The sequence below is a fragment of the Amycolatopsis sp. cmx-8-4 genome, from assembly GCF_046548675.1.
Lineage (GTDB): Bacteria > Actinomycetota > Actinomycetes > Mycobacteriales > Pseudonocardiaceae > Amycolatopsis.
Genome location: NZ_JAEBDZ010000023.1, coordinates 33,245 through 53,074 on the forward strand (window position 1 = coordinate 33,245; position 19,830 = coordinate 53,074).

Below are 19,830 nucleotides of genomic sequence, written 5' to 3' on the forward strand. Positions count from 1 at the left end.
ACGATGTTTCGTCCTGCCCGAAAAACCCGGAGATGGCTCACCGCCACCGCCGCGTTCGCCATCGCGGTGGCCGGTCTCGGCACCGCGCCCGCTGCGAGTGCCGCGGCCGCACCCCAGTGGCAGCGGCTGACGCCCCCGCTGTCCACGCCGTGGACGAAGGACGTGTCGCCCACCAACGCCCTGCCCGACTACCCGCGGCCGCAGCTGACCCGCGACAAGTGGCAGAACCTCAACGGCGTCTGGGAGTTCGCCAAGGCGACCCCGGGTGAGGCCGCGCCGATCGGGAAGACGCTCGGCGAGCGGATCCTCGTGCCGTACCCGGTCGAGTCCGCGCTGTCCGGGATCATGCGCCACGAGACGAACATGTGGTACCGCCGCACCTTCGAGGTGCCCAAGAACTGGCAGGTCGGCAAGGGTCAGCGGCTGCAGCTGCACTTCCAGGCCGTCGACTACGACGCCACGGTCATCGTCAACGGCAAGACCGTCACCCGCCACACCGGCGGCTACGACGCGTTCTCCGTCGACGTCACCGACGCGCTGACCACGGCCAAGACCCAGGAGATCGTCGTCGGCGTCGCCGACCCGAACGACCAGGGCGGGCAGCCGATCGGCAAGCAGCGCCAGCCCGGCGACGGCATCTTCTACACGCCGTCCTCCGGCATCTGGCAGACCGTCTGGATGGAGCCGGTCGCCTCGGCGCACATCGACCGCCTCGACACCACCCCGGACGCCGCGTCCGGGTCGGTCATGATCAACGCCGTGGTCGGCGGGCCGGTCAAGCAGCGCGTCGAAGCGATCGCCTACGACCACGGCCGTCCGGTCGGGCGCGTCACCGGTGACGCGAACAAGCCGTTGAAGCTCAAGGTGGACCGGCCGCACCTGTGGACGCCGGACGACCCGTTCCTCTACGACCTGCGCGTGCGACTGTCCACAGGGGACGAAGTCGGTTCGTACTTCGGCATCCGGTCGGTGAGCGTCGGCAAGACCGCTGACGGCAAGCAGCGGATGCTGCTCAACGGCAAGTTCGTCATGCAGGTCGGCCCGCTGGACCAGGGTTTCTGGCCGGACGGCATCTACACCGCGCCGACCGACGCGGCCCTGAAGTTCGACCTGCAGCAGGAGAAGGCGCTCGGCTTCAACATGGTGCGCAAGCACATCAAGGTGGAGCCGGACCGCTGGTACTACTACGCCGACAAGCTGGGTCTCCTGGTGTGGCAGGACATGCCGGCGATGAAGGACGACATCGAACCTTCGGCGGCGTCCCGGGTGAACTTCGAGTCCGAGATGCACCGGATGATCGACCAGCACTCGAGCTTCCCGTCGATCGTCACGTGGGTGCCGTTCAACGAGGGCTGGGGCGACTACGAGGTCGGCCGCATCGCCGACGAGGTCAAGTCGTGGGATCCCTCGCGGCTGGTCAACGCCGAATCCGGCGTCAACTGCTGTAGGTCCGAACCGGACAGTGGCAAGGGCGACATCTACGACGACCACACCTACACCGGGCCGGGAACGCCGTTGCAGACCGGTACGCGCGCGGCCGTCGACGGTGAGTACGGCGGGCTGGGCCTGAAGGTCGCCGGGCACGAGTTCGACCCGGCGGGCAGCTTCGCCTACGAGATGGAGCCCGACAGCGCGACGCTGACCCGGCGCTACGGCGAGCTGCAGCAGCGCCTGCTGCTGGTCGCCCAGCGGTGCGGCGTCTCGGCCGGTGTCTACACGCAGACCACCGACGTCGAGAAGGAGGTCAACGGCTTCTTCACCTACGACCGGCAGGTGAAGAAGATGGACTTCGCGGCGGTCCGCGCGGCCAACGAGGCGGTCATCAAGGGCGCCACCGGCAAGCCGGTGTCCGGGCCTTCGGTGCCGGCGGGCACGCCGGGGATCGACGGCATCGCCGCCTACCCGTTCGACGAGAACACCGGCACGGTGGCCGCGGACGCCGTCGGCGACCACGACGCCACGCTGGTCGGCGGCGCGTCCTGGACCGAGGGCAAGAGCGGTTCGGCGCTGGCGGTGAACGGGTCGGGCCAGTACGCCGACACGGGCGCGTCGCTGGTGAACACCGAGGGCAGCTACAGCGCGGCGGCGTGGGTCAAGTTCAACGCCGTGGGTGACGGCTTCCAGACGGTGGTCAGCCAGGACGGCGACAACACCAGCGCGTTCTTCCTGCAGTACTCGGGCGCGGACCACCGGCTGGCGTTCAGCTTCGTGGGCACGCGGGCGCTGGCGCCGGCGGCCCCGGAAGCGAACCGCTGGTACCACGTGGTCGGCGTCCGCGACGCGGCGTCGGGCACGCTGAAGCTGTACGTGGACGGCCAGCTGGCGGCCACGAAGAGCGTCTGCCTCGGCGACCCGTCGACGGGCCACACGGTGATCGGCCGCGGCAAGTACGGCGGCGGCCCGGTCGACTACCTGAACGGCGCGGTCGACCAGGTCCACGTCTACGACCGGGCGCTGTCCGACGCGGACGTGAGCGCGTTGTACAGCAGCGGTAAGTAGCCGGTTTCGTCCGGAAAGGCCGCATCGGGAAGATCCCGATGCGGCCTTTCCGCGTTCCCGGTAACACCATCCGGACCCCCCTCGATACGGGACTGAACCGACACTCCAGGGGGAGGCCCGATGGGCTCGAAGGTCCGGGCGGCGGCCGTTTTCGCTGTCACTTCCGCACTACTGGCCGCGGGCGCGGCCGTCGTCACCGCAGCACCCGCGGCCGCGTCGACGATCACGGAGATCGCGGCCGGCTCGTGGGCGTACGTCGACTCGACGGCGCCGCGCACCAGCTTCACCGACCCGGCGGGCGATGTACCCGTCGGCGCGCACACGTACGCGAACGGCGTCACCCACGTCTCGAAGTCCTACGTGACGTTCGACCTCTCGGCCCTGCGCGGGACGCGCCTGGAAGGAGCGGGCGTCTCCGTCGACGAGACCACGGTCGCCGACTGCTCGGCGCCCCGGACCACCGAGCTGTGGCTGACCGATCCGGCGAAGAAGCCGACGTGGAACAACCAGCCGGCCGAACTGGTCGAGGCGGGCGGTCCGATCATCGACACGTCCTGCCCCGCTCGCGGGGTGTTCTGGAACGCCACCACGGCGTTGCAGAACGCGCTCGACGCCGGCCGCAAGACCGCGACGTTCGCCCTGCGGCTGCCCGACGCCCAGCAGAGCGACCCGAAGTCCGGGCGCGCCTACAACCCGCACGCGACGCTCAGCATCAGCTACAACCGCGCGCCGCTGAAGCCCGTGCAGCTCACGGTCGACACCACCCACGCCTGCGCGGCGAAGCCGGTCATCGTCGGCGGTGGCTCGACAAACCTCGGCGCGGTGATCACCGACCCTGACGGCGACTTCGGCAAAGCCGAGTGGGCACTGTGGCCAGTCGACCACCCCGAGCAGCGGGTCACGATCCAGAACTCCTTCAGCAGCGGCGGCAACGCCTCGATGGACGTTCGGAGCCGGCTCGCCGACGCGACCACGTACGCGTGGCAGGTGCGCGGACTCGACGGCCCGGACGCCGGGCCGTGGAGCGCGGTCTGCAAGCTGACCACCGACTTCGTGCCGCCGGACAAGCCGCCGGTCGTGTCCTCGAAGGACTACTACGAAGTCGGCCTCGGCACCGGTGGTACCGGTGTGCCCGGCTCGTTCACGTTCACGGCCAACGGCGTCCCGGACGTCGTCGGCTACTACTACGGGCTCTTCGACTCCTCGCGCGACTACGTCGCGGCCACGCACAAGGGCGGTCCGGCCACCGTCACCGTCGTGCCGGACTCGAGTGGCCCGCAGTACCTGTCGGTGTGGAGTGTCGACGCGGCCGGCACGTGGTCCGACCGGACCGACTACCGCTTCTGGGTCGCCGCCAACGGCCCGTCGATGACGTGCGCCCCCGCCCACGCGTACCTGGGCGAGACCCAGCACTGCACCTTCGCCCCGCACGGCGCCGACGGCGCTTCCGGGTACGTCTACTCGATCGACGGTGGACCGGAGATCACCGCGCCGGCCGGATCGGACCACACCGCGACCATCGACGTCACGCCGTCCGACGCGACCAAGCCCTACTACGTCACCGTGCGGGCCCGGATGGGTAACGGCAACCTGTCCGGTCCGGGCGGCGGGCAGCTCCCGATCGACCGCGGTCTGCCCGTGGTCGACGTGCCGGCGGACACCATGGTCGGCAAGCCGGTGGTCTTCACCCTGCACGCGATCCTGCCCGGCTCGGTGACCTTCACCTACGACTGGGACTACGGCGACCCGGTGACCGTCCCGGTCGGTCCGGACGGCACGGCGCGGGTGACGATCGTGCCCGGCTCGGCGTACGGCCACTACCTGGACGTCCACACGACCACCGCGGACGGCATCCAGTCGGCGACCCGGGAGGCCGAAGTCCAGATCGCCTCGAACGAGCCGACCGCGACCAGCGCCGAGTACCCGGAAGGCCGGCAAGGCGGGTACGTCACCACGCCGGGCACGTTCCGGTTCTCGTCGTCGGTGCCGGGCGTCGTGAGCTACACCTACACCTACGGCGGGTCGGCGGTCACCGTCCCCGAAGGACCGGACAGCACGGCGAGCGCGGTCCTGACCCCGCTGACGACCGACACGCAGTACCTCGAGGTGACCAGCACCTTCGCCGACGGCACAGTGTCGGAAACGGCGTACTACTCGTTCTACCCCCGGTCCGCGGCGCCGCCGCTCACCTGTGACGCGAACGGCGGCGCACAGCCGGGCCAGGTGGTCCACTGCACGGTCACGCCGGTGCAACCGGGCCTGGCGTCGTACGGCTACTCCGTCCGGACGTGGAGCACCACCGGACCGGAGGTGGCCGTCCAGCCCGCCGCCGACGGCACAGGGGTGTTCGAGTTCACCGCGCCGGCGCTTCAGGAGCGTGAACTGCTGTCGGTGACGGTCTGGAGCGCCGACGCGGCGGGACAGCGTTCCGACACCTCGTACACCAGCTTCTACGTCACCCCGGATCCGGCGAGCCTGCCGCGCGCGGTGCGGGCGAGCTGAATCCGGGTTTGCCCTGGAGCGCGCTCCAGCCCCTAGCGTCGATCCCGAACAGATCGCTGGGGAAAGGAAACCCGACATGACCGACGAGCGCTTCGAACGTGGCCTGAAGAAGCTGACCGAGATCGACGGCGAGGGTGGGCAGCGCGTCCTCGACAACCTCGCCGACGTCTCGCCCGCGCTGGGTGAGGCCGTCGTTTCCTGGGGGTTCGGGGAGATCTACTCGCGGCCGGGGCTGGCGCCGCGGGATCGGCAGCTCGTCACGCTCGGCATGCTGACCGCCCTCGGCGGGTGCGAGCCGCAGCTGGACGTGCACGTCAACGCGGCGCTCAACGTCGGGCTGACGCCGGCCGAGATCGTCGAGGCGTTGCTGCACTCCGCCGTCTACTGTGGATTCCCGAAGGCGCTGAACGCGACCTTCGTGGCCAAGAAGGTCTTCGGCGAGCGCGGGCTGCTGCCGGTGACCGGGGAGTAGGGGTGGGCTCGTGCGGGTGGTCCTGTTCGGCGCGACCGGCATGGTCGGGCAAGGCGTGCTGCGCGAATGCCTGCTGGACGAGCGGGTCGAGGCGGTGCTGACCGTGGGCCGGGCCCCGGTCGGCACCACCCACCCGAAGCTCACCGAGAAGGTCGAGAAGGACCTGTTCGCCCTCGAGCCGATCACCGGCTACGACACGTGCTTCTTCTGCCTCGGCCTGTCGTCGGTCGGCGTGGCGGCCGAGGAGTACGAGCGGATCACCTACCAGCTCACCCTTGCGGTCGCCCGGACACTACCGGCGGACACCACGTTCGTGTACGTCTCGGGCGCGAGCACCGACAGCACCGAACGCGGCCGGGTGCGCTGGGCCCGCGTCAAGGGCGCGACCGAGAACGCGCTGGCCAAGCTGCCGCTGCGGACGTTCTTCTTCCGCCCCGGCTACATCCAGCCGCGACACGGGATCACGTCGAAGACCCCGCTGTACCGGACGATCTACCGCGTGGTGGCGCCGCTGTACCCGGTGCTGAGCCGGCTGGCGCCGCGGGTGGTGACGACCACCGAGGACATCGGCCGCGCGATGCTGGAGGTCGCGGCGCACGGCTACGAGCGGCAGATCCTGGAGAACCCCGACATCAACGCGGCCGCCGAACGCGCCAACTGAGCCGTCACCGGCCCCGCGCGACCAGCCCCGCGAGCAAGTTCGCCAGGCCCTCGGCCAGCGCCGTCGTGAAGAACTCGGCGGCCGGCGGGCCGCCCAGCTCGGCGGTCACCGCCGCGACGGCGTCGGTCGGGTTGGCGTACGGCCACAGCCCCGACACCACCACGACCACCGCCCCCGCGAAGTGCGCCGCGCCCTCGGCCGTCAGCTCGGGGAGCCGCTTCCGGACCAGCTCGCCGAGCCGTTCGGTGTTCGCGGCCGCGCGGCGCTTGAAGCCGCGGGCGAACTCGAGCGAGATGTTGCGTTCCAGGACCGACCCCATCGAGCTGATCAGGTCGCACAGCAGCGGACGCCCGGCCAGCGACGTCGCGAGCGTCGCGGCGAGACGTTCTTCGCGGGCGAAGCCGGGTTCGTCCGGGCCGGGGTCGGCGAGGGTCGCTTCCAGGTCGTCGAGCCAGTCCGTCCAGGTGGCGTCGAGGACCTCGAGGAAGATCGCCTCACGGCTGTCGAAGTAGCGCAGGACGTTGGACTTCGCGAGCCCGACCCGGCAGCTGAGTTCCCGCAGGCTGATCTCGGCGACCGGCCGCTCGGCGAGCAGCTCGCGCGCGGCGGCGAGGATCGCGGTGCGGCGCGCCTCGATCTGCTCGGGCCGCCGGGCGCGCTGGAATCCGCCGCTCATGGGGGCGAGGTTACCGTCCGGGCGGGCCGCGCTGAACGTTCGTTCAACTAGAATCGGGACATGGCCACCCGGGACCCCGCCGCGAAGCGCCGTCAGCTGCTCGAAGCCGCGCTGGCGGAGTTCGCCGCGCACGGCATCGCCGGCGCCCGGATGGACCGGATCGCGACGCGCGCGAAGTGCAGCGCGGGCCTCGTCTACACCTACTTCGGCAGCAAGGACGACCTGTTCGACGCGGTCTTCGACACGATCGTCGAGCGCACCCTCGCCGAGACGCCGATCACCGCCGACGACCTGCCCGGGTACGCCGGCCGGCTGTTCGACAACTACGTCGCCTACCCCGAGGTGACCCGGATCTCCGCCTGGTACCGCCTCGAGCGCGCCGGCACGGGCCGCACGATCCAGGCGATCGAGGACTCGGCCAAGGGCAAGGTCGAGGCCATCCGCGCGGCCCAGAAAGCCGGCACGGTCTCGGACCGCTTCGAGCCGGAACAGCTGCTGATGATGGTGCTGACGCTGGCGGCGATGTGGTCGGCCCAGACGGCCGAGATGATCGCCACGGCCCCCGACGACGAGGCCTACCGCCGCGCGACGGTCACCGAAGCGGTCCGCAAGCTGATCAGCTGACCGCCTTCTCCTCCCGGCGGGACTTCACCCGGCGGTAGCTCCAGATCAGCAGCGCGAACAGGATCACCGAAGACAGGATCAGGCTCGACCCGGTGCTCCAGCCGCTGAACGGCAGGGACTTGACCGTGCCCCAGACGATGCCCGCCGCCAGCAGGGCGAGCCCGGCCAGCACCGAGCCGGCGATCCGCAGGGGTGACGAGACGCTCTCCTCGGCCGCCTTCATCGCGCGGTCGCGGACCGGGTCGACGTACCGCTCCAGCTTCGGGAACTCCGACGCGAGCAGCAGCAGCCCGGCGAGCACCAGCAGCAGCCCGGGCCCGGGCAGGACCAGCAGCAGTACGCCGACCACCAGCAGGATCCCGCCCGCCACCGTGATCATGATGCGCTTGGCCTGTTTACCGATCCCCACTCGGCCACTCCCCTCGTTCCGCCCGATTCTTCCCGGTTGTGCCGTCGCGTGCCACTCGCGAGTACCCGGATCCGCGCCGCGGACACCACCAACGCGCAGAGCGTGGCCGCCGCGAGCCAGCTCACGACGCCCGGCCAGACGTACAGGAGCTGCCCGAACGTGCCCTGCCGCCCGGCGAACACGACGCTCATCAGCTGCGGCAGCAGCGCCAGGACCACCGCCGGCAGCAGGCTCGGCAGCAGCCGGAGCCCGGCCCGCCACCACGACGTCCGGCGCGCCGCCCACCGCCGCGCGTGACGGACGCCGAGCACGGCCAGCACCACCGACAGCAGGATCAGCCCGGCAAGCACCCGGTCCGCGACGACGCCGGCGGGCAGCGCGAGCTCCGGCGTCCCGCCCTGTACGAGCGTCGCGAGGCCCTGCGCCAGCGACTCGGCGTCGTTGTCCAAGGCCAGCCCGGTCGTGGCGAGCACCGTGACGCCGTAGCCGCCGGGCAGCAGGATCTGCGCGGCGGTGTGGCTGAACCACTCGCCGTTGTGGGACAGCTGTCCCGGCCGGTAGGCGCCCCAGCCGAACGCGTAGTCGCGGCCGGGTGCCGGGGTGTGCGCGAGCGCGGCCGACGCCGGCGAGAGCACGCCGCCGCCGTCCCGCTGCGCGATCAGCCACCGCGTCAGGTCGGTCGCGGTGCTCAGCACGCCGTGGCTGCCGCCGGTGAACCAGTCCGGCTCACCGACCGGGACGGCGAAGCCGAACGCCCGCACGTACCCCGGCGAGAGGTCCGCCGGCGGACTGTCCACAGTGGAACTGGAGGTCATGCCGAGCGGCGCGAACAGCCGTGTCCGCAGGTACCCGGCGAACGGCTGACCGGCCACGACCTCGACGATCCGGGCGGCCACCTCGTAGTTCGGGTTGTGGTAGTGGAACTTCGCGCCCGGCTCGTCGGCCAGGCCCGCGTCCCGCAGCCGGGAGACGGCTTCGGCGAGCGTGTGCGGCTGCGGCAGCGTCAGGTCGGGGAACGCCGAGTCGGCCATCCCGGACGTCTGGTCGAGCAGCATCCGCACGGTGATCCGGGTGCCGCGCGGGTCGGCGAGCCGGAACTCCGGCAGGTAGCGCGTGACCGGCTGATCGAGCCCGACGCGGCCGGCGTCGACGAGCTGGAGCACGGCGAACGCCGTCATCGACTTGCTGAGCGACGCGATCGGCAGCCGGGTCGACGCGGTGATCGGCACGCCCGCCGCGTCGTGGCCGTAGCCGGCGACACGCACGACGTCGGCGCCGTGCGTGACGGCGACCGCGGCGCCGGGCAGGCCGGCGTGGTCGAGGTAGGCGCGGACGTAATCGTCGATGCCCTCCCGGGCGGGAGCAGCCGAAGCCGGGGTCGCCAGCAGGAAGAAGAACGCGCCGAGCAGCGCGAAAAGCCTGGTCATAGCGCAAAAGTAGGCAACGGGCCCACCCACCGTCGGCTGCCGGACGGCGCGAGCCATCCCCTACTTTCGACACCTCCTTGACGACGGCCCCGCGCGTTCTTATATTCAACACATCGGTTGATAAACAGATTGGTTGATAAAGATGGCGGTTGACGACGAGGCGCTGGATCGGGCGTTCACCGCACTCGGCGACCCCGTGCGCCGCGCGCTGATCGCCCGGCTCTCCCGCGGCGAGGCGACGGTCAACGAGCTGGCCGAGCCCTTCGCGATCACCAAGCAGGCAATCTCCCGGCACCTGCAGGTGCTGGAGCACGCCGGGCTGATCAGCCGCGGCCGCGACGGCCAGCGGCGGCCGTGCCGGCTCGTCCCGGCCGCCCTCGAAGAGCTGACCGGCTGGATCGACACCTACCGGCTGGCCACCGAACGCAGTTACCGGCGGCTCGACGCCGTCCTGGAAACCCTGGAGGAAAACGGATGAGCACCACGATCACCGCCCAGCCCGGCACCCCGTTCATCGACGTCACCCGCGAGGTCGCGGCGTCGCCGGAGAAGGTGCTGCGGGCCTACACCGACCCGGACCTGATCGTGCGCTGGCTGGGCCCGCACGGCATGGAGATGGAACCACTGGAGCTGGACGCGCGGTCCGGCGGCGGCTACCACTACGTCCACCGCGACGAACGCGGCGAGTACCGCTTCCGCGGGGTCTACCACACGGTGAGCGCCGGGAAGATCATCCAGACCTTCGAGTTCGAGGGCGCGCCCGGCGACGTCTGCCTCGAGACGCTGCTCGAGAAGGACGCCTGAGATGACCGTCGCGGCGAGCTTCTGCATGTCGCTGGACGGGTTCGTCGCGCGGCCCGACAACTCCGTCGGGCCGCTGTTCGACTGGTACTCCGCCGGCGACGTCGAGGTGCCGATGGTCGGCTACCCGATGACGTTCCGCGTCGCCGAAGCGAGCGCGGGTTACCTCCGGCGACAGCTGGCTCAGGCCGAGCACAGCGCGTTCGTCTGCGGCCGCACGGTCTTCGACCACACCCACGGCTGGGGCGGCCGCCCGCTCGGCGGCGGCACGGCGTTCGTCGTCACCCACCGCCCACCGCCCGCGGACTGGCCCGCGGAGAACCTGGCGCCGTTCACGTTCTGCCCGGACGTCGAGACGGCGATCGAGCGGGCGAAAGCCGCGGGTGACGGCAACGTCGGCGTCTCCGGCCCGGCCATCGCCCAGCAGTGCCTCACCCTCGGCCTGCTGGACGAGCTGGCGATCGACCTCGTGCCGGTGTTCCTCGGCGAGGGCGTGCGCTACTTCGACCACCTCGGCCCCGGCGGCGCCGAGCTGGACCGGGTCGAGGTCGTCGAGGGCGAAGGCGTCACCCACCTGCGGTACCGGGTGCGCTACCGGTCCTGAGTGGACGCCAGCAGCTGGTCGAAGGGCACGAAGGACGGCGTCTCGGGCACGACGGGGCGGCCCGCGGCGAGGGTCGCCAGCTCGGCGCCCGCCCGCTCGATCCGCCGTTGCAGCGCGCCTTCACCACTGCCCCAGTCCGACGACGCCGCGTACACGCCCGTCGCGACCGGGTCCGCCTTCAGGTACCCGAACAGCGGCCGCAGCTGGTAGTCGAGCACCAGCGAGTGCCGCTCGGTGCCGCCGGTCGCGCCGAGCAGGACCGGCTTGCCCACCAGCGACTCCGCGTCCAGGACGTCGAAGAACGACTTGAACAGGCCGCTGTAGCCGGCGGTGAACACCGGTGTGACGGCGATCAGCGCGTCCGCCCCGGTGACCGTCTCGATCGCCTGGCGCAGCTCCGGGCTCGGGAAGCCGGTGAGCAGGTTCTTCGTGACGTCCAGCGCGATGTCGCGCAGCTCCACGACTTCGACGTCGACCGGCGAACCGGCCGCGACCCCGTTGATGGTCGCCGCGACCAGCCGGTCGGCCAGCAACCGGGTCGAGGACGGCACCGACAGGCCGGCCGTCACCACCGCGAGCTTCACGCCTGGCTCCCGACGAGCGCCGCGTCCTTCGAGGCCTTCAGGGATTCGTGCGTCGGCGCGTCCGGCACGTGCGCCGGGCGCATCGCGTCGAGTTCCTTGCGCAGCACCGGGACCACGTGCTCACCGAGCAGGTCGAGCTGCTCGAGGACGACCTTCAGCGGCAGGCCGGCGTGGTCCATCAGGAACAGCTGACGCTGGTAGTCGCCGAAGTGCTCGCGGAAGGTCAGCGTCTTGTCGATGACTTCCTGCGGGCTGCCGACGGTCAGCGGCGTCTGGTCGGTGAACTCCTCCAGCGTCGGGCCGTGCCCGTACACCGGGGCGTTGTCGAAGTACGGCCGGAACTCGGTCCACGCGTCCTGCGACTTCGGCCGGATGAACGCCTGGCCGCCGAGGCCGACGATCGCCTGGTCCGCGCTTCCGTGGCCGTAGTGCTCGAACCGCTGGCGGTAGAAGGCGATGAGCTGCTGGAAGTGCTCCTTCGGCCAGAAGATGTGGTTCGCGAAGAAGCCGTCACCGTAGTAGGCGGCCTGCTCGGCGATCTCCGGGCTGCGGATGGAGCCGTGCCAGACGAACGGCGGGACGTCGTCGAGCGGGCGCGGCGTGGCGGTGAAGCCCTGCAGCGGCGTGCGGAACTTGCCCTCCCAGTCGACGACGTCCTCGCGCCAGAGGCGGCGCAGCAGCGCGTACTTCTCGATGGCGAGCGGGATGCCCTGGCGGATGTCCTCGCCGAACCACGGGTAGACCGGGCCGGTGTTGCCGCGGCCCATCATCAGGTCGACGCGGCCGTCGGCGAGGTGCTGCAGCATCGCGAAGTCCTCGGCGATCTTCACCGGGTCGTTCGTGGTGATCAGCGTCGTCGACGTCGAGAGGATCAGCTTCGACGTCTGCGCGGCGATGTGGCCGAGCATCGTCGTGGGCGAAGAGGGCACGAAGGGCGGGTTGTGGTGCTCACCCGTCGCGAAGACGTCGAGACCGACTTCTTCGGCCTTGAGCGCGATGCGGACCATCGCCTTGATCCGCTCGTGCTCGGTGGGCGTGGTGCCGGTCGTGGGGTCCGCCGTGACGTCGCCCACCGTGAAGATTCCGAACTGCATGACCTGCTCCCTTTCCGAAGGCGCGTGCCCATCTTACATGCGCGTTCAACTACTTCCAAGCAAGAGATATTCCGCCCCGTCGGCGTCCGAGGGGCACCAGCTAAGGTCAGAGGCATGGACGCGGAGTTCGCTCGGCTGGGTTTGGCAGAACGTTCGGTACGACTTCTCACCGGCCGCGACATCTGGGCCTCGATCACCCCACTGCTCAGCCCACGCCGGAACCTGGTGGCCGCCTTCGGTCACGTCGGTCCCGGCGCGGCCGCCCTGCTGCCGTTGCAGCCGGGCGACACGCTGATCACGGACGCGGGCCTGGATTCGGTGCTCGCCGGCACGACGAGCCCGCACGCCCTGCTGCACTGGGTGAAGGCCGGCGTGGCCGTGCACTCGCTGCGCGGGCTGAACGCGAAGCTGGTGATCGCCGAGGACGACCCGGCGTTCGTGGTGGTCGGCTCGGCCGACGTCACCGCCGCCGGCCCGCGGCAGCTGTTCGAGGCGGTCACGCTCTCGACGGAGAAGAACACCGTCGAGGAAGCTCAGGAGGCCTGGCTCGAATGGGCCGACCTGGCCGGGCCCTCGCTCACCGCCGGCGACCTGGAGCCGCTCCTGGAGCAGTACGGCGCCGGGAAGCTGGTCACCCCGCCGCGTCCGGCGACGCCGGCCCGCACGCCCGCGGCCCGGCCGGTCGTCACGACCCGGCAGGTGACGCCGGTCCGTCCGGCCGCCGCCACTCCCCCGCCGTCCCCGGTCCGCCCGGCCCCGCCGGTCACGCCGGTCCGCCCGGCACCGCCCGCCCCGTCGCCGGTGCGCCCGGCGGTGACCGACACGCCGGCCCCGGCCGAGCCGTCGGACGCCACGCCCGCCGAAACACCGGCCGTCACCTCCGGAAGCCCGGAACCGGTTGCGGCCGCGGCCGAAACCGAACCGGCCGAAGCCACCGACGTCCCCCGGCCGTCCTGGCCGCGTCCGGCCGAGCTGTACCTGGTGAGCATCGTCGAAGGCGGCGAGCCGTCGGCCGAGGCCGAGTACCGCCTGGAGGAGCTGGCCCGCGAGCACACCCACCCCGGCGACGACGGCGAGGCGCCGTTCCGCGTCGAGCTGTTCTGGGCCGACGACGGCCAGGGCCAGGACCCGCCGCGCACGCTGCGCGCCGGCGTGCACGTGATCCGCGTCTACAGCCAGAAGCAGGGCCGGGCGCTCGTCGGGTCGCGGATCGAGGCCCCCGGCCTCGTGCTGCACGCCTACATCGACGAGTACGCCTACCCGCGCCGCACCTACTGCTACATCCTGACGCGCGAGACGGTGTCGCGGCCGGCGTTCGGGGACCTGCGGAAGGGGCTCGCCACGATCGGCGAGAAGCCGAACTTCCGGAACAGCTTCCAGGTCCCGCGGAAGATCGAAGCGGTGCTCAGCCTGTGGCCCGACCTCGGTTTCGACCCCCGCTAGGGGGCGGTTCACGCCACACCGGGGGACGGACGCGCGGAAGTTGTCGGAGCAGGCGGATATCCTGCAGTACGGTGCAGGCCGAGTCCGCACCTCACTGAACCTTCGCGAGCCACGATCCGGGAGAACGACCCTGTGACTGCCGAGACCTTGTACGGGGCCGATGACCTGACGCATCTCGAGGGTCTGGAAGCCGTCCGCAAACGCCCCGGGATGTACATCGGCTCCACCGACAGCCGTGGTATCAACCACCTCTTCTCCGAGGTGGTGGACAACTCCACGGACGAAGGTGTCGCCGGGTACGCGACGAAGATCGTCGTCACCCTGCACGCCGACAGCAGCGTCCAGGTGGACGACGACGGCCGCGGCATCCCCACCGGCACGCACGCCAAGTCCGGTTTGTCCGGCGTCGAGCTGGTGCTGACCCGGCTGCACGCCGGCGGCAAGTTCGGCGGCTCGGGCTACAAGACCTCCGGCGGCCTGCACGGCGTCGGCGCCTCGGCGGTCAACGCGCTGTCGCACCGCTTCGACGTCACCGTGAAGCAGGACGGCAAGGTCCACCAGATGTCGTTCAAGCACGGCGTCCCCGGCACCTTCGACGCGCCCGGCCCGAAGGCGAAGTTCACCCGCCGCTCCGGGCTGAACCTCGTCGGCAAGATGAAGCGCGGCGAGCGCGGCGGCACCTCGATCCGCTACTGGTACGACTCGCGGTACTTCGAGTCCGGCGCGGCGCTCGACGTCGAGGGCGTGCGGGCCAAGATGCGCAACACCGCGTTCCTCGTCCCGGGCGTCACGTACGTGCTGCGCACCGCCATCGAGGACACGATCAACGAGGAGACCTTCCACTTCCCGCACGGGCTGGTGGACATGGTCGACTTCCTCACCCCGTCGGGCGAGAAGCCGGTCTGCGGCACGCTGCTGATCACCGGCGAGGGCACGTACAAGGAGAACGCGGCGGACGCGGCGGGCGTCATGCAGTCCAATGTGGAGCGCCGCGCCGAGATCGAGGTCGCGCTGCGCTGGGGCACCGGCTACGAGCGCACGGTGGAGTGCTTCACCAACACGATCCGCAACGTGCACGGCGGCACGCACCGCCGTGGCTTCGACCGCGCGATGGCGAAGGCGCTGCAGGACGCCATCTCCAAGACCCGCGGGCTGCTCAAGCCCAAGGAGGACATGCCGACGATCGAGGACGTCCTCGAGGGCATGACCGCGGTGATCCACGTCCGGCTGCCGGAGCCGCAGTTCACGTCGCAGACCAAGGACGAGCTGTCCACCGCCGGTGTCACCCGCGTCATCCAGGGCATCGTCGACAAGCACGTCAAGGCCTGGACCGAGGACCGCAAGACCAAGTCCGAGGCGAAGGTCGTGCTGCAGAAGGTGGTCGACGCCTCCCGCGTCCGGCTCACCCAGAAGCAGCAGAAGGACGCCGCCCGGCGCAAGACCGCGCTGGAAGGCGCGGCGATGCCGCCGAAGCTGGTCGACTGCCGCACCACCGGCGTCTCGCGCAGCGAGCTGTTCCTGGTCGAGGGCGACAGCGCGCTCGGGTCGGCGCGGATGGCGCGCGTCTCGGAGTACCAGGCGCTGCTGCCGCTGCGGGGCAAGATCCTCAACGTCCAGAAGGCCTCGCTCGGCGACACGCTGAAGAACGCCGAGATCGCGTCGATCGTGCAGGTACTGGGCGCGGGCACCGGCCGCACGTTCGACCTGACGACCATGCGCTACGGCCGCGTCATCCTGATGGCGGACGCGGACGTCGACGGCTCGCACATCCGGACCCTGCTGATCACGCTGTTCGCCAAGTACATGCGCCCGGTGATCGAGGACGGCCGGCTGTACGCCGCGATGCCGCCGTTGCACAAGCTCGTCACCAAGGGCCGCAACCCGGAGACGCACTTCACCTTCACCCAGCAGGAGATGGAGTCGAAGTTCGCCCAGCTGGAGCGGGCGGGCAAGAGCATCGTCACGCCGGTCCCGCGGTTCAAGGGCCTCGGCGAGATGGACGCCGACGAGCTGTGGGACACCACGATGAACCCGTCCACCCGCTCGGTCCGCCGCATCACCATGGACGACGCGGACGCCGCCGAGGGCGCGCTGGAACTGCTGATGGGCGAGAAGGTCGAGCCCCGGCGGAACTGGCTGGTCGCCTCCTCGGACCGGATCGACCGCGACGCCATCGACGCTTGATATTTTCTTAGCTACCAAGGAGTTCTGCCGTGGCACGCCGCAAGGGCCCCACCACCAAGGTCGATCCCAGCGCGTTCGACTCCGCCGGTGCGAACGTCTTCGACAACTCGCTGAAGACGGAGATCGAAGACTCCTACCTGGAGTACGCGTATTCGGTCATCCACTCACGCGCCCTCCCGGACGCGCGGGACGGGCTGAAGCCGGTGCACCGCCGGATCCTGTACTCGATGAACGAGAACGGCTACCGCCCGACGCACGCGTACGTGAAGTCGTCCCGCGTGGTCGGCGACGTCATGGGCAAATACCATCCGCACGGTGACGTCGCGATCTACGACGCGATGGTGCGGCTGGCGCAGGACTTCTCGCTGAACGTCCCACTCATCGACGGGCACGGAAACTTCGGGTCCCCAGACGATGGACCGGCCGCTTCGCGTTACTGCGTGACGGGCGACACCCGAATCCGCCTCGCGGACGGATCCAGCCCGCGTATCGCCGACGTGGTCAGCCTCCCTGCCGACTCGGAGGCCGACGCCGACTTCGAGGTCCTGGATAAGGACGGCAAGGCCGTCCAGGTCGACAAGGTCTTCAACTCCGGTGTCCACCCGACCGTCCGGGTGACCACGAAGTCCGGCTTCTCGATCCGGGGCAGTGAGAACCACCCGGTGCTGTGCCTCGAAGCGCCGATGGGCGTTCCGGTGTTCCAGTGGAAGCAGCTGGACGAGATCAAGCCCGGCACGATCGTGTGCCTGGCCCGCAACGCCTGGTCACAGGTCGTCCCGACGGCGCGGGAGTACAACCTCGGCGTGCTCGCCGGCGCCTGGGTCTCCGAAGGCTTCGCCAGCGAGCACCGCGCTGGGTTCAACAACACCGACAAGCACTTCTTCGACGAGGTGCTCCATGCTTACGACCAGGTCGTCGCCGGCAAGCGCTACGTGTCCGAGAGGCAGACCCGTCAGGACCGCAAGCGGATCCACGAACTGGACGTGCAGGAGTACGCGGGAGGCATGGACGCCTTCCGGGCGAGCCCGCTCGCGGAGTTCATCGGCCACCAGGCCCGCGACAAGTTCGTGCCGGAATGTGTCTGGAAGGGCGATCCCGGCATCAAACGCGCCTTCCTGATGGCCGCGTTCGAGGGCGACGGCGGCTGCCGTGTCGCGCTCGACGGATTCACCGTCCAGTACAGCAGCTACAGCGAGCGGCTGGCAGCCGAACTCCAGGAGCTGCTGGCCGAGTTCGGCGTCATCGCCACTCATCGCCGATACACCCGCCCCAGCGGATCGGTCGAACACCGGCTGGTCGTTTCCGGCCTGCGCAACGTCCGCGCATTCGCGGAGCGCGTCGGCTTCCTGAAGACCAAGCAGGCCAAGTTGCAGACCTTGCTGCAGCGTTCGGTCCTGCGCCCGCACCGGCTCAGCTCCGATCGAGTCCCGTTCGTCGCCGACTACGTCCGTGGTGCGCTCGACTTCGATCGTCGGGGCAGCGGACGCAAGTGGCTGACCCAGCACAACTTCGATCGCATGGAGCGCTGGGAGACCGAGCGGCTCCGGATCATCGACCGGATCAAGGACACCGAGATCCTGGCCACGATTCTGCCGATCATGGATTCGGGATACCGGTTCGAAGAGGTCACCGAGGCCGTCGCCGCCGCTCCGGCCGAGGTCTACTCCGTGCGCGTCAAGACGGAGGACCACTCTTTCCTGGCCGGTGGGTTCGTCAACCACAACACCGAAGCACGCATGTCCCCCGAGGCCATGCAGCTCGTCGGTGAGCTCGGCGAGGACACCGTCGACTTCCGGCCCAACTACGACGGCTCGCTCGAAGAGCCGACCGTGCTGCCCGCGGCGTTCCCGAACCTGCTGGTCAACGGCACGTCCGGGATCGCGGTCGGGATGGCGACCAACATGATCCCGCACAACCTCGGCGAGGTCGTCGCGGCGGCGCGGTGGCTGATCACGCACCCGACCGCGACGCTCGACAAGCTGATGGAGTTCGTCCCCGGCCCCGACCTGCCCACCGGCGGCAAGCTGCTGGGCCTCGACGAGGTGCGTCGCGCGTACGAGACCGGCCGCGGCGTCGTCCGGATGCGCGCGAACGTCGAGACCGGGCCCCTGGAGGGCAGTCGCGGGCGGCAGGCGATCACCGTCACCGAGCTGCCCTACGGCGTCGGCCCGGAGAAGGTGATCGAGAAGATCACCGACGAGGTCAACAAGTCCAAGCGGCTCACCGGCATCGCCGACGTCAAGGACCTCACCGACCGCGAGAACGGCACCCGGCTGGTCATCGAGTGCAAGGTCGGCGTCAACCCGCAGGCCCTGCTGGCCGACCTCTACCGGCTCACGCCGCTGGAGCAGTCGTTCGGCATCAACAACCTGGTCCTCGTCGACGGCCAGCCGCAGACCCTCGGGCTCAAGGAGCTGCTGGAAGTCTTCCTGCGGCACCGCTACGAGGTCGTCACGCGGCGGACGAAGTACCGGCGCCGCAAGCGCGAAGAGCGGCTGCACCTGGTCGACGGCCTGCTGATCGCCCTGCTCAACATCGACAAGGTGATCAAGCTCATCCGCGAGAGCGACAACGCGCAGGCCGCGAAAGACGGCTTGATGACGCGCTTCAAGCTCTCCGAGATCCAGGCGACGTACATCCTCGACACCCCGCTGCGCCGGCTGACCAAGTACGACCGCATCGAGCTGGAGTCCGAGCAGGAGCGGCTGCGCGAGGAGATCGCGGAGCTGACGAAGATCCTCGACGACGAGTCCGTGCTGAAGAAGCTCGTCTCGTCGGAGCTGGCGAAGATCGCGAAGGACTTCCCGACCGAGCGCCGCACCGCCCTGATCGACGGCGACCTGAAGGAGGTCCTGGCCGCGTCGAAGCCGTCCGGGCCGCTGGAGGTCGAGGACGACCCGTGCCAGGTGATCCTGTCGGCGACCGGCCTGGTCGCGCGCACGGCAGCGGAGTCCGAGGAGTCGACGGAGACGCGCCGGCGCAACGGCCGCGTCAAGCACGACGCCGTCGCGGCGGTGGTCCACACGACCGCGCGCGGCCAGGTGCTGCTGGTGACGAGCCGCGGCCGGGCGTTCAAGACGGACGTGCTGCCGTTGCCGGTGCTGCCGGAGCAAGCGGGCACGGTCTCCCTGCGCGGCGGCATGGCGGCTCGCGAGCTGGTCCCGCTGGAGAAGGGCGAGACGGTCGTCGGCATCGCGCCGCTGGGCGAGCAGGCGGCAGGCTCCCCGGGCCTGGCGCTGGGCACGCGCGCGGGCGTCGTGAAGGTGTGTTCGCCGGAGTGGCCGGTCCGCTCGGACGAGTTCGAAGTGATCAGCCTGAAGGACGGCGACGAGGTCGTCGGCGCGACGTGGCTCCGCGACGGCACGGAGATGCTGGCGTTCCTGACGTCGGAGGCCTCACTGCTGAAGTACGCGGCATCGCTGGTCCGCCCCCAGGGGTTGAAGGGCGGCGGCATGGCGGGCATCAACGTCGGCGCGGGCGCGGCGGTGTTCTTCGGAGCGCTCCGCACGGACGACGACGAGCACGGCGAGCCGATGGTGATCACGGCGACGGGCGTGAGCGTCAAGGTAACGCCGTTCAGCGAGTACCCGGCCAAGGGCCGAGCCACGGGCGGAGTCAGGGCCCAGCGGTTCTTGAAGGGCGAGACAGAGCTGAGGGTGGCCTGGATCGGCCCCCGCCCGGCGGGTTCGGCCCGCAACGGAGACCCGGTGGAACTACCGGAGGTGGACGTCCGCCGCGACGGCTCGGGTCACGCGCACCCAGGCCCGGACGTAGTGGGCCACCTCATCGAGCGCGACTGACGGTCGTGAGTGAGAAACAGTGTTAGAACACTGTTTCTCACTCACGACCC

Annotated in this window: 16 protein-coding genes; 11 read left to right on the forward strand and 5 right to left on the reverse strand. The window is 70.3% G+C overall.

Going from position 1 to position 19,830, the window contains the following annotated elements; genetic code table 11:
- The first annotated feature begins 3 nt into the window (after positions 1-3).
- From ACLJQZ_RS35970 to ACLJQZ_RS35985, 4 genes are all read left to right on the forward strand, one after another.
- Positions 4-2,499: a LamG-like jellyroll fold domain-containing protein gene (locus ACLJQZ_RS35970; RefSeq protein ID WP_410624615.1), complete on the forward strand. Its 2,496-nt coding sequence runs from the start codon at positions 4-6 to the stop codon at positions 2,497-2,499.
- Positions 2,500-2,619: 120 nt separating this feature from the next.
- Positions 2,620-5,001 carry a DNRLRE domain-containing protein gene (locus ACLJQZ_RS35975; RefSeq protein ID WP_410624617.1) on the forward strand — a complete coding sequence of 794 codons (2,382 nt, stop codon included), beginning with the start codon at positions 2,620-2,622 and terminating at the stop codon, positions 4,999-5,001.
- 76 nt (positions 5,002-5,077) lie between these two features.
- Positions 5,078-5,473, forward strand: coding sequence for a carboxymuconolactone decarboxylase family protein (locus ACLJQZ_RS35980; RefSeq protein WP_410624619.1), 396 nt, complete (start codon positions 5,078-5,080; stop codon positions 5,471-5,473).
- A gap of 10 nt (positions 5,474-5,483) precedes the next feature.
- Positions 5,484-6,134, forward strand: coding sequence for an epimerase (locus tag ACLJQZ_RS35985; RefSeq protein ID WP_410624621.1), 651 nt, complete (start codon positions 5,484-5,486; stop codon positions 6,132-6,134).
- Between the two features lie 4 nt (positions 6,135-6,138).
- Here ACLJQZ_RS35985 and ACLJQZ_RS35990 read toward each other — a convergent pair whose 3' ends face one another.
- Positions 6,139-6,810 carry a TetR family transcriptional regulator gene (locus ACLJQZ_RS35990; RefSeq protein WP_410624622.1) on the reverse strand — a complete coding sequence of 224 codons (672 nt, stop codon included), beginning with the start codon at positions 6,808-6,810 and terminating at the stop codon, positions 6,139-6,141.
- 60 nt (positions 6,811-6,870) lie between these two features.
- Between ACLJQZ_RS35990 and ACLJQZ_RS35995 the strand changes: the two genes are divergently transcribed.
- Positions 6,871-7,434 carry a TetR family transcriptional regulator gene (locus ACLJQZ_RS35995; protein WP_410624624.1) on the forward strand — a complete coding sequence of 188 codons (564 nt, stop codon included), beginning with the start codon at positions 6,871-6,873 and terminating at the stop codon, positions 7,432-7,434.
- On the opposite strand, the gene ACLJQZ_RS36000 is transcribed toward ACLJQZ_RS35995, so the two are convergent.
- Positions 7,427-7,843: a PGPGW domain-containing protein gene (locus ACLJQZ_RS36000; protein WP_247061384.1), complete on the reverse strand. Its 417-nt coding sequence runs from the start codon at positions 7,841-7,843 to the stop codon at positions 7,427-7,429. The two genes, ACLJQZ_RS35995 and ACLJQZ_RS36000, sit on opposite strands and share 8 nt — an antisense overlap.
- Positions 7,810-9,270 carry a serine hydrolase domain-containing protein gene (locus ACLJQZ_RS36005; protein ID WP_410624626.1) on the reverse strand — a complete coding sequence of 487 codons (1,461 nt, stop codon included), beginning with the start codon at positions 9,268-9,270 and terminating at the stop codon, positions 7,810-7,812. The genes ACLJQZ_RS36000 and ACLJQZ_RS36005 overlap by 34 nt, the downstream gene beginning before the upstream one ends.
- Before the next feature lie 142 nt (positions 9,271-9,412).
- Here ACLJQZ_RS36005 and ACLJQZ_RS36010 point away from each other — a divergent pair, with 142 nt between their 5' ends.
- From ACLJQZ_RS36010 to ACLJQZ_RS36020, 3 genes are read left to right on the forward strand one after another with little or no spacing between them, the layout of a single operon-like run.
- Entirely contained in the window at positions 9,413-9,748 is a 336-nt protein-coding gene (locus ACLJQZ_RS36010; protein ID WP_410624628.1) for an ArsR/SmtB family transcription factor, read from the forward strand.
- Positions 9,745-10,074 carry an SRPBCC domain-containing protein gene (locus ACLJQZ_RS36015; RefSeq protein WP_410624630.1) on the forward strand — a complete coding sequence of 110 codons (330 nt, stop codon included), beginning with the start codon at positions 9,745-9,747 and terminating at the stop codon, positions 10,072-10,074. Before ACLJQZ_RS36010 ends, ACLJQZ_RS36015 begins: the two co-directional genes overlap by 4 nt.
- A gap of 1 nt (position 10,075) precedes the next feature.
- On the forward strand, positions 10,076-10,675 hold the full coding sequence (locus ACLJQZ_RS36020; RefSeq protein ID WP_410624632.1) for a dihydrofolate reductase family protein: 600 nt from the start codon (positions 10,076-10,078) through the stop codon (positions 10,673-10,675).
- On the opposite strand, the gene ACLJQZ_RS36025 is transcribed toward ACLJQZ_RS36020, so the two are convergent.
- Positions 10,663-11,259, reverse strand: a complete 597-nt coding sequence (locus tag ACLJQZ_RS36025; protein WP_410624634.1) for an FMN reductase — start codon at positions 11,257-11,259, stop codon at positions 10,663-10,665. The two genes, ACLJQZ_RS36020 and ACLJQZ_RS36025, sit on opposite strands and share 13 nt — an antisense overlap.
- On the reverse strand, positions 11,256-12,353 hold the full coding sequence (locus tag ACLJQZ_RS36030; protein WP_410624636.1) for an LLM class flavin-dependent oxidoreductase: 1,098 nt from the start codon (positions 12,351-12,353) through the stop codon (positions 11,256-11,258). Before ACLJQZ_RS36030 ends, ACLJQZ_RS36025 begins: the two co-directional genes overlap by 4 nt.
- Before the next feature lie 114 nt (positions 12,354-12,467).
- Between ACLJQZ_RS36030 and ACLJQZ_RS36035 the strand changes: the two genes are divergently transcribed.
- The 3 genes from ACLJQZ_RS36035 to ACLJQZ_RS36045 all read left to right on the forward strand — a co-directional run bounded on the left by ACLJQZ_RS36035 (position 12,468) and on the right by ACLJQZ_RS36045 (position 19,780).
- Positions 12,468-13,796: a hypothetical protein gene (locus tag ACLJQZ_RS36035; RefSeq protein ID WP_410624638.1), complete on the forward strand. Its 1,329-nt coding sequence runs from the start codon at positions 12,468-12,470 to the stop codon at positions 13,794-13,796.
- 132 nt (positions 13,797-13,928) lie between these two features.
- The gene (locus ACLJQZ_RS36040; RefSeq protein ID WP_410624640.1) at positions 13,929-15,980 is read left to right on the forward strand and encodes a type IIA DNA topoisomerase subunit B; all 2,052 of its coding nucleotides are present in this window, start codon (positions 13,929-13,931) and stop codon (positions 15,978-15,980) included.
- A 29-nt stretch (positions 15,981-16,009) separates the two neighbouring features.
- Entirely contained in the window at positions 16,010-19,780 is a 3,771-nt protein-coding gene (locus ACLJQZ_RS36045) for a DNA gyrase subunit A (RefSeq protein ID WP_410624642.1), read from the forward strand.
- Positions 19,781-19,830: the final 50 nt, after the last annotated feature.

Coding starts and splice junctions, on each gene's coding strand:
- ACLJQZ_RS36020 (WP_410624632.1), top strand. CDS start 10,076: ATGACCGTCGCGGCGAGCTTCTGCATGTCGCTGGACGGGTTCGTCGCG.
- ACLJQZ_RS35980 (WP_410624619.1), top strand. CDS start 5,078: ATGACCGACGAGCGCTTCGAACGTGGCCTGAAGAAGCTGACCGAGATC.
- ACLJQZ_RS35970 (WP_410624615.1), top strand. CDS start 4: ATGTTTCGTCCTGCCCGAAAAACCCGGAGATGGCTCACCGCCACCGCC.
- ACLJQZ_RS35995 (WP_410624624.1), top strand. CDS start 6,871: ATGGCCACCCGGGACCCCGCCGCGAAGCGCCGTCAGCTGCTCGAAGCC.
- ACLJQZ_RS36015 (WP_410624630.1), top strand. CDS start 9,745: ATGAGCACCACGATCACCGCCCAGCCCGGCACCCCGTTCATCGACGTC.
- ACLJQZ_RS35975 (WP_410624617.1), top strand. CDS start 2,620: ATGGGCTCGAAGGTCCGGGCGGCGGCCGTTTTCGCTGTCACTTCCGCA.
- ACLJQZ_RS36005 (WP_410624626.1), bottom strand. CDS start 9,270: ATGACCAGGCTTTTCGCGCTGCTCGGCGCGTTCTTCTTCCTGCTGGCG.
- ACLJQZ_RS36035 (WP_410624638.1), top strand. CDS start 12,468: ATGGACGCGGAGTTCGCTCGGCTGGGTTTGGCAGAACGTTCGGTACGA.
- ACLJQZ_RS36030 (WP_410624636.1), bottom strand. CDS start 12,353: ATGCAGTTCGGAATCTTCACGGTGGGCGACGTCACGGCGGACCCCACG.
- ACLJQZ_RS35990 (WP_410624622.1), bottom strand. CDS start 6,810: ATGAGCGGCGGATTCCAGCGCGCCCGGCGGCCCGAGCAGATCGAGGCG.
- ACLJQZ_RS36010 (WP_410624628.1), top strand. CDS start 9,413: ATGGCGGTTGACGACGAGGCGCTGGATCGGGCGTTCACCGCACTCGGC.